Origin of the sequence: Streptomyces sp. GS7, assembly GCF_009834125.1 — a bacterium.
Taxonomy (GTDB): Bacteria; Actinomycetota; Actinomycetes; order Streptomycetales; family Streptomycetaceae; genus Streptomyces.
Window position 1 is genome coordinate 5302020 of sequence record NZ_CP047146.1, and the last position, 8996, is coordinate 5311015.

At 71.2% G+C, this 8996-nt stretch carries 7 protein-coding genes; 1 reads left to right on the top strand and 6 read right to left on the bottom strand.

What is annotated here, in order from left to right:
* Positions 1–153: 153 nt before the first annotated feature.
* Entirely contained in the window at positions 154–1062 is a 909-nt protein-coding gene (locus GR130_RS23190; RefSeq protein ID WP_159506475.1) for an oxidoreductase, read from the bottom strand.
* Between the two features lie 66 nt (positions 1063–1128).
* On the opposite strand from GR130_RS23190, the gene GR130_RS23195 reads away from it, so the two are divergent.
* Positions 1129–2121, top strand: coding sequence for an ArsR/SmtB family transcription factor (locus tag GR130_RS23195; RefSeq protein WP_159506476.1), 993 nt, complete (start codon positions 1129–1131; stop codon positions 2119–2121).
* A 23-nt stretch (positions 2122–2144) separates the two neighbouring features.
* Here GR130_RS23195 and GR130_RS23200 read toward each other — a convergent pair whose 3' ends face one another.
* From GR130_RS23200 to fabD, 5 genes are all read right to left on the bottom strand, one after another.
* Entirely contained in the window at positions 2145–3017 is an 873-nt protein-coding gene (locus tag GR130_RS23200; protein ID WP_236573403.1) for a trypsin-like serine peptidase, read from the bottom strand.
* A 214-nt stretch (positions 3018–3231) separates the two neighbouring features.
* Positions 3232–4443 carry a cytochrome P450 gene (locus GR130_RS23205; RefSeq protein WP_159506477.1) on the bottom strand — a complete coding sequence of 404 codons (1212 nt, stop codon included), beginning with the start codon at positions 4441–4443 and terminating at the stop codon, positions 3232–3234.
* 114 nt (positions 4444–4557) lie between these two features.
* Complete coding sequence (locus GR130_RS23210; RefSeq protein WP_159506478.1) at positions 4558–5403, bottom strand: SAM-dependent methyltransferase; 846 nt, start codon at positions 5401–5403, stop codon at positions 4558–4560.
* Between the two features lie 269 nt (positions 5404–5672).
* Entirely contained in the window at positions 5673–6689 is a 1017-nt protein-coding gene (locus tag GR130_RS23215; RefSeq protein WP_159506479.1) for an NADP-dependent oxidoreductase, read from the bottom strand.
* Positions 6689–8995 (bottom strand): ACP S-malonyltransferase, encoded by a 2307-nt coding sequence (fabD, locus tag GR130_RS23220; RefSeq protein WP_159506480.1) that lies wholly within the window; start codon positions 8993–8995, stop codon positions 6689–6691. The genes GR130_RS23215 and fabD overlap by 1 nt, the downstream gene beginning before the upstream one ends.
* Position 8996: the final 1 nt, after the last annotated feature.

Genomic DNA, 8996 nt, shown 5'->3' on the forward strand with positions numbered 1-8996 from the left:
TAAACCGATCTCTTACGACTCGGCGTCCGGCGCCCCGGCCATGTCCCCGGTTATGGCGCAGCCGGCAGGTGTCCGGCGCGATGCCGCGAGGTGGCGGGGCCGCAGGACTCCGGGCGATCGGCAGTGCGCCCTTCGGCGGACTCCGAGAGCCGCTCAGGGGTTCCGGCGGTGCAGGGAGTCGAGCAGGGCGATCTCGTCCGCGGAGAGCCGGAGGGCGCCTGCGGCCACGTTCGATGCCAGGTGGCCGGGGTCACCGGTGCCCGGGATGGCCAGTACGTGGGGGCCGCGGTGCAGGGTCCAGGCGATCCGCACCTGGGCGGGGCCGGCCCCGTGTGCCCGGGCGACGGCCAGGATCTCCGGGGGTTCGCTGCCGCTCGCGCCGGCTTGGCGTCCCTCGGCGGCGATCGCGTAGAACGGCACGAAGGCGACGCCCTGCTCGCCGCAGGTGCGGACGAACGCGTCCTGCTCGGGCCGCACTCCGAGGCCGTACATGTTCTGCACGCACACCACGGGCGCGATGGCCTGAGCCTCGGCGAGGTGATGGGGGTGGACGTTGGAGATGCCGAGGTGGCGGATGAGTCCGGCCTCGCGCAGCTCGGCCAGCGCACCGAAGCGCTCGGCGATCGAATCGGTGCCGGCGATGCGGAGGTTCACCACGTCCAGGTGGTCACGGCCGAGCTGGCGCAGGTTCTCCTCGACCAGTCCGCGCAACTGCTCCGGCCTGGCGTGGGGCAGCCACGCTCCCGACGGGTCGCGTGTCTCCCCGACCTTGGTGGTGATGACGAGGTCGTCCGGGTAGGGGGCCAGGGCCCGGTTGATCAGTTCGTTGGCCGAGCGCAGCGCGGAGAAGTAGAACGCGGCGGTGTCGATGTGGTTCACGCCGAGCTCGACGGCGCGGCGAAGCACGCTGATCGCCTGGTCGCGGTCGCGCGGGACGGCCTCGGGCACGAGCGCCTTGCCGGTCTGCGGCAGGCGCATCGCCCCGAAGCCGATCCGGTTGACCGTCAGGTCTCCCAGCTTCCAGGTTCCCGATGCGGCGGCGGTGATCGTCTCTGAGGTCATGCCGGAATGATCTCCACGCGGTACGGTGGCCGCCATTGATTCGGGTATAGGTGAATCCTCGGGGGGATGGCTGTCCTGGCGGAGCTTGCGTTCTCGGCGAGCGATGTGGCGCAGGTGCGGTTCGCCGTCTCGCCGATGTGGGAGGTCGGGGCCAGCTTCCGACTGCTGAAGTCCGGTGCCGTGGATCCCGTGCACCGGCGTTGGCTGGAGCAGGTGCGGCCACGGGTCGCGGCTGCCGGCCTGGACAGGGCATGGCTCGCCGAACTGATCCCGCCCTCGGGCTACGCCCCGGACTTCCTCAACCCGGCACCCACCGGGCCGGCCCCCACGCTGGCGGAGGAGCTGGCCGCGGTCGTGGCCTCTCCCGCCGACCGCGTCCGCAAGGACCTCGACCACCTCGGATACCACCGGGGCGGCATCGGACCCCGGCTGCGGTCCCTGTATGCCGATCCGCGCGCCCGCCTGGCCGAGGTCGCGGAGGAGATCGAGACCTACTGGGAGCTGGCACTGGCTCCTTACTGGGCGCGGATCCGCACGGTACTGGACGCCGACGTCTTCCACCGGGCCCGGCAGGTCTCGCAGTACGGGGCCGGCCACCTCTTCAACGAGCTGCATCCGCAGGTCAGCTGGAGCGACGACGTACTGCGGCTGGCCCGCTGGCCACGGGCCCTGTCCCGGGAGACGGCGGGCGCAGGGCTGCTCGTGGTTCCTTCGGCCTTCAAGGGGCCGGGTCTGTCCACGCGGGTCGCTCCCCCGGACCCACCGCAACTCGCCTACCGAGCCCGCGGCGCCGGCACGCTGTGGGAACGCCGCACCGCCACCAGTACCGCGGCGATCGTCGCCGTGCTCGGCCGTGCCCGGACCCTCCTGCTCACCGAACTGGAGACGCCGGCCACCACGACGGAACTGGCTCACCGCACCGGGATCTCCAAGGCCGGGGTCTCCCAGAACCTCACGGCACTGCGCGATGCCGGCTTCGTCACCGCCCACCGGGCCGGCCGCTCCGTGCTGTACGCACGCACGTCCGTCGCGGAATCCGTCCTCGCCGCCGGCCGATGACCGGCGCGCCGGCGGGACAGGCCCTAACTCTCCTCGCTGACGGCCTTGTCGTACAGGGACTTGATGGCGTCGTTGAAGTAGGGGCTGTAGGAGGTGTCGTCGGTGTCGCCGCCGGTCTCGTAGCCGCCGATGACACCGATGACCTCGCCGGTACGGGTGGCGTGGTCGAAGTGGGTCAGCCAGGGGCTGCCGCTCGTCCCGCCGCTGTAGCCGGTGCATTCGACCTTCATCTGGTCCGTCTGGAACTTCGTGGTCTTGTTGACGCAGGAGATGGGGTCCTGGCCGGCGGCCGGATAGCCGGTGATCCGCACGCTGTTGTCGTAGCCGGCGTTGTAGCCGAAGCGGTTGGCGCCCAGTACATCGGCGATGCGCTTGCCGTCGACCTTGCCCACGATGACGAACCCCACGTCGTAGCCGGGGTCGGAGGACTGCGCCCAGTGGTCGTCCACCACCATCTTCGTGATCGGCCAGGTGCCGTTGGGTGCCTGGCCGTCGCGGTAGCCGGGAACGAACGCCAGGTCCGTCTGGTAGCCGCCGCCCTTGCCCGCGTGGATGCAGTGCGCCGCGGTGATCACTACGGACTTGCCGGGGCTGTCCACGACGCTCCCGGTGCAGAAGTGGTCGCCGCTGCCGCCGTGGCTGAAGAGCGCCCCCACCCGGGCGTTGGACGTGGTCGGCGGCGGGGTGTGCGAGACCCCCGGTGGGTGCCGGAAGGGCTTGGCGCCCCGCATCCGTTGCGCGGACCAGAGGGCGGGCCCGGTGGCACCCGCGGACGGCGAGGACGAGGGCGGTGCGGAGACCAGGGCACTCCGGGCCGGTACGTCACCGGTGGCACAGCCCGCCACGGCGGCCAGACCGGCGAGCAGGGCGACTGCTGCAGCAGACTTATGGCGCATGGCGGGATGCTAGGCCACATACCGCGCGGTTCGGGGGTGCTTGGCCACTGCTACTGGTGTTCCCGGGAGGGGCGCGGGCGCGCCGCGGGTCGTGCGCGGCGCGCAGGACGCGGCGACGGCGCCTCCATACGCTGACACACACCGGTCGGATACGGCCAACCGGCGGCTGGGCACGGGTGGTTGACGTCGCGATCCGGGTCCGCTTCGCATCCGCCTACCAGGTGACCGGGAGCTGGTGAAGGCCGAAGATGGCCGCGTCGTTCTTCAGCGGCAGGTCTGCGACGAGGCCGGCCGGCCGGAGTCCGGGGACGCGGCGGAGCAGGGTGTCGTAGACGATCTCCAGTTCCATGCGGGCGAGGCTCTGCCCGAGGCACTGGTGCGGTCCGTGGCCGAAGGCGAGGTGCTGGCGTGCGCCGCGGTCGACGTCCAGCTTCTCGGGGTTCTCGAAGACGCCGGGATCGTGGTTGGCCGAGCCGCCCAGCGCGAAGACGCCTTCGCCGGCGCGGATGGTCTGCCCGCCGATCTCGACGTCCTCCTTGGCCACGCGTGTGGTGATGATGTCGGTGATGGTGAAGTAGCGCAGCAGTTCCTCGACGACCTGTGGCGTGCTGCCGGGGTCGCCGGTGATGCGGGCCCGCAGTTCGGGCGTCTCCATCAGGGCGAGCATGCCCAGCGAGATCATGTTTCCGGTCGTGTCGTGGCCGGCGGTCAGCAGCAGGAACGCCAGGTCGACGAGTGCGTCGTGGTCGTACGTGCCGTCCTTGCGGCCCTTGGCGATCTGACGGCTGAGCAGGTCGTCCCCCGGGACATCCTCCTTGGTCGTCACGAGCTGGTCCAAGTAGGTCTGCAGGTCGAAGAAGGCCTGCTGCCGGGTCAGCGGCGGGAGGGTCATGCTGAGCATGCGGGAGGTGCGGTCCTCGAAGAAGTCGCGGTCGGCGGCGGACACACCGAGCAGCTCGCAGATGACCAGGGACGGCACCGGGAAGGACATCGCCTTCACCAGGTCGGCGGGGTTGGGGCCGGCGAGCATCGCGTCGACGCAGTCGTCGACGATCTCCTGGACACGCGGGCGCAGGGCTTCCATCCGGCGGAAGGTGAACTCGCCGACGACGGCGCGCCGCGCCCGGGTGTGTTCGGGCGCGTCCATACCGGCCAGGGACAGTGTGGAGTCCTTGTCGCTCCGGGCGATCTCGACCAGCATCGGGAAGTTCGGATCGGCCCGGTCGGAGCTGAGGCGCGGGTCGAGCAGCGCCTTGCGGACGTCGTCGTAGCGGGTCAGGATCCACGCCGGCTTACCGGTCGGCAGGGTCACCTCCGACACGGGCCCGCTCTCGCGAAGGCCGCGGTACTCGGCGGGCAGCTGGTAGGGGCAGGTGCGGGGGAACGGGAAGGCGGGCGGCGCGGCGCCGTCGGTGGCTTCGGTCACGGGATGTCACTCCTCGTCGGTGCGGGGTGCGCGGTGGCGCCGGAGGCGGGGCGGTGCCTTCGCCGGGGGCCGGGCCGGCGCTGCTCCGGCGCCACCGCATGCGGACGTCGTCGGTCAGAGGGGCTTCTGGGCGGTCAGCAGTACGGACCCGAACTCGTCGACGTCGATCATGGAGGCGGGGCTGAACTTCTCCTCCGCCGCGTCGTCGAAGACGGTCTGCATCTCCTGGGAGCCCTGGCTCATCTGCTCGAAGGTCTGGCGCACGCTCTGCTCGGTGATGTCCAGCAGCTCGACGAAGCGGAGGCCCGCACCGCGCAGCATGGGCACGTAGTCCTCGGGCCGGGCCAGCGTCATGATGAAGTCGCGGAGGAGTCGGTCCACGGCGGGCTGCTTCTCCGCCGGGATGGGGCCACGCTCGAAGAAGTCGGTGAGGACCAGGCGACCGCCGGGGCGCAGGACCCGGCGGATCTCGGCGAGGACCCGTCCGCGGTCGGGCATGTGGAAGATCGACTCAATGGCGATGGCGGCGTCGAAGGAGTTGTCGGGGAAGGGCAGTTGCATGGCGTCGGCGTGCCGGAACTCCACGCGGTCGCCCAGGCCGGCGCCCTCGGCGAGGGCGGTGGCGCGGGCGATCTGGTCCTGGCTGATCGCGATGCCCGTGACGTGGGCGCCGGTGCGGCGGGCGATCCGCATGGCCGGCTGGCCGACTCCGCAGCCGACGTCGAGGACCCGCTGGCCCTGGTCGATCCGCAGGCGGTCGGTCATCACGTCGGTGAGCCGGTCGGCCGCCTCCACGAGCGGGGTGTCGTTGTCGTCGACGTCCCAGTAGCCGAGGTGGAGGCTGCCGCCGACCGCTTCGGTGTCCAGTGCGGTGAGGCGGTCGTAGAGGCGTCCGACCTCTTCGGGGACGGGGATCGTCGTGGGCGTGGAGGTGCCGGACGAGGTGGACGTGCTGGACATGGAAGTCCTCCGTTTTCCTTCTGGTTCATCTGAAAGAGGCGGAACGTACCCGGTGGGTGTGTGGGTCGGGCAGGAATCGCCGAGGCGCCGCAGGCTGAATGCCCAGGGAATGTGCGGCGGTTGGGGAAATCTCTGCGCAAGGAGTGCGGCGCGCCATCCGTCTGGCGCCTGCGCTTGAAAATCACCATACCGGCCGGGAAGCGAACGGGGAACAAATCGATAGGAATTTCTGTGGAGTTCGCCGTTTTCTTCCGCAGGGCGTGGCGCATTCATTCGGCGATTCTCACGAGCATTTTGCCGATGTTGGCGCCGCGCAGCATGTCGATGAACGCGGCGGGCGCGTTCTCCAGTCCGCTGACGACCGTCTCCCGGTACGAGATTCTCCCGTCCGCCAGCCAGCCGGCCATGCGGGCGGTGAACTCGTCCTGGAGGCCGGCGTGACCCGAGACGAGGAAGCCGCGCAGGGTGATGCCCTTGGCGATGGCCTGGATCAGGTTCCGTGGGCCGGACGGGCCGTCCTCGGCGTTGATCTGCGACATGCTGCCGCAGAGGGCGAACCGCGCACCGAGCCTGGCCAGGGCCAGGGCGGCGTCCAGGTGGTCGCCGCCCACGTTGTCGAAGTAGACGTCGATGCCCGCCGGCGCGGCCCGCGCCAGCTGTTCGAGAACCGGCCCGGCCTTGTAGTCGAATGCCGCGTCGAAGCCCAACTCCCCGGTCAGATAGGCGACTTTCTCGGCGCTGCCGGCCGATCCGATCACGCGTTTCGCGCCGCGGAGCCGCGCGATCTGACCGACGAGGGAGCCGACCGCGCCCGCGGCCCCGGAGACGAACACGGTGTCGCCGGGCCGGAATTCGGCGGTCTTGAGCAGCCCTGCGTAGGCGGCGTGCCCCGGCATGCCGAGCACTCCGAGATACGCGGCGGGCGGCGCGAGCGCCGGATCGATCCGGACCGCGCCGGCGGCGCCCACGACGGCGTACTCCCGCCAGCCGAGGCCGTGCAGAACCAGGTCGCCGACCGCGAGGCGCGGTGACTTCGAGACGACGACCTCGCCGACGGCGCCCCCGTCGAGCGCCTTGCCGAGGGCGAACGGCGGAACGTAGGACCGGGTGTCGTTCATCCGCCCCCGCATGTACGGGTCGACGCTCATCACCAGGTTGCGGACCAGCACCTGGCCGGTCCGGACGGCGGGCAGGTCCGCCTGCACGACGGAGAAGTCCGCGGCGGTCGGCCACCCCTCGGGGCGGGCGGCGAGCCGGACTTCGGTGCCGGTGGACGGGACGGTCATCACGTTCTCCTCGACTGCGGTGGGGCGTCCGTCGCACGGGGCCCACCGAGGGTGTCGCGCCAGTGCCGGCATGCGGTGGCGATGTGTTCGGCGGCGCCGTCGAGCAGCATGAGGCCGATGCGGTCGACGTGGCGGTGCCGCCATGAGGCGAGTTCGGTGCCGTCGACCCACTGGTTGAAGGCACCCAGCGCCGGCCCGGTCTGCACCTGGTAGTTCACTTTTCCGGAGCCGTCGCCGTTCATGGCGAGGCGCGTCGTGTGGAAGAAGTACCAGCGGAAGACCAGTGCCATCTTGTGTTTGGCATCGGCGTCGGCGCGGTCGATGTCGGCGTCGCGCCCCTGCGACCGGAGATAGCCGCGTACTTCGTCCCAGACCTCTTCGAAGCTTTTCCCGAAGTAGGTTCTTTCCAGCAGGGAACGCGTTTTCTCCGGTATCTCGTCGAGGCCGTCGTAGTGGGAGTACAGGGAGAACAGTCTGTTCGCCCGCGCGGGGAAGAAGACGCCTTTGCGGAGCACCTGCACCTTGGCGCCGAATTCGAACATGTCGCCCGCGGGGGCGTAGGCGGTGTCGGCGATGCCGATGTCCTGCAGCATGTCCTTGACCTCGGTGCTCATGCCGGATTCCACCGTGCACTGGTTGACGGATCCGGTGAGGACGTAGTCGGCGCCCAGCATGAAGGCCGCCGCGACCGCCGCGGGGGTGCCGAGGCCGCCGGCGAGGCCCATGCAGAGCGGTTCGTCGTAGCCGTGCCGGTCCTGGGCCTGCTGCCGGAGGCCGAGCATGGCGGGCAACAGGACGGTGGCGACGCCGCCGTCCGTGTGCCCGCCGGAGTCCGCCTCGACCGTGATGTCGTGGCTCATCGGTACCGTCCGGGCGAGCTGCACCTGCTCGTCGGTGAGGGCGTTCTCCCGGCGGAGACGGTCCAGGACCCGCCCGGGGGCGGGTGCCATGAACTGCTCGGCGACCTCCGGACGGGAGACCTTGGCCACGATGCGGTGGTCGCACACGGTCCGGCCGTCGGCACCGCGGCGCAGTCCCCGTGCCCGGTAGAGGACGAGCGCGGGGGTCATCTGCAGGAAGGCCGACGCCTCGATGACGGGGACGCGGTGGCGCATCAGCAGGTCCACCAGCGCGCGCTCGGCCGCGGGGTCGTCGTGGTCGGCCAGTACGTTGACGCCGTAGGGCTGCCCGTCGGCCAGGCCGTGCCGGACCTCCTTGACCCTCTGCTCGATCTCCGGGAGCGGCAGGCCGCCGGTGCCCAGGAAGCCGAGCATGCGGTTCCGGCCGAGCCTGACGACCATCTCGGCCGAGGCGATGCCCCGGTACATACCGCCCACGGCGTAGGCGTGGCGCACGCCCATGCGCCGGCGGAACACGGCGCTGCCGAGCGCGGCGGCGGGTGTGCCGGGCGGCGCGGCCGGCGTATCGGGCGAGGCGGCCGGTGCGGCGGGCCGGGCGGCCGGCCGCGGGGCGGAGCGGATCTGGTCGATCAGCCTGCCGAGCACCCGGCCACCGAGTTCGACGAACTCGGTGACGCCCCGGTCGAGGAGGTGGTGCACGCTCTCGGTCCAGCGCACGGGCTGCACGATCTGGTCGACGAGCGTGCGCGCGGTGCGGCCGGGGAGGTACGGGCGCGCCGTGGCGTTGGCGACCACGGGCGTCGCCGGGTCCCCGAGGGCGAACCCGGCGGCGAAGCGGGCGAAGTCCTGCTGCGCCTGCCGCATCAGCGGCGAGTGGAAGGCGCCGGAGACGTTCAGCCGCACGCAGCGGACATCGCGCGCGTCGAGGTATGCCACCAGCGCGTCGACGGTCGCGGTGTCGCCGGACACGACCTGCTGCCGCGGTGCGTTGTCGTTGGCGACGGTCAGGTCGCAGAAGCCGCCTTCGTCGAGGAGTTCGCGCAACGGCGCCGCCTCGACCCCCACCACGGCCGCCATGCCACCGCCCCGTGCCTGCGCCATCAGAGCGCCGCGCCGCTGCACGAGGCGCAGCCCGGTCGCGAAGTCGAAGGCGCCGGCGCCGTGCAGGGCGCAGTACTCGCCCAGGCTGTGGCCGGCGAGGAAGGCCGGCTCCTCGCCGGTGCTCTCGCGCCACTGCCGGTGCGCCAGCGCCCCGACGACGAAGAGCGCGGGCTGCGTGTACTCGGTACGGCCCAGCTGCCGGTGCGGGTCGTCCAGGCACAGGGTGCGGAGGGAGTAGCCGAGGATCTCGGAGGCCTCGTCGGCGAGTTCGGGGTACGCGTCGAACAACTCGCGGCCCATGCCGCGCCGTTGGGCTCCCTGACCGGGAAAGACCACTGCTTTCATG

Excerpts from the sequence above, each read along its gene's own strand:
- GR130_RS23210 (WP_159506478.1), bottom strand. The coding sequence starts at position 5,403 with ATGTCCAGCACGTCCACCTCGTCCGGCACCTCCACGCCCACGACGATC.
- fabD (WP_159506480.1), bottom strand. The coding sequence starts at position 8,995 with ATGAAAGCAGTGGTCTTTCCCGGTCAGGGAGCCCAACGGCGCGGCATG.
- GR130_RS23195 (WP_159506476.1), top strand. The coding sequence starts at position 1,129 with ATGGCTGTCCTGGCGGAGCTTGCGTTCTCGGCGAGCGATGTGGCGCAG.
- GR130_RS23190 (WP_159506475.1), bottom strand. The coding sequence starts at position 1,062 with ATGACCTCAGAGACGATCACCGCCGCCGCATCGGGAACCTGGAAGCTG.
- GR130_RS23215 (WP_159506479.1), bottom strand. The coding sequence starts at position 6,689 with ATGACCGTCCCGTCCACCGGCACCGAAGTCCGGCTCGCCGCCCGCCCC.
- GR130_RS23200 (WP_236573403.1), bottom strand. The coding sequence starts at position 3,017 with ATGCGCCATAAGTCTGCTGCAGCAGTCGCCCTGCTCGCCGGTCTGGCC.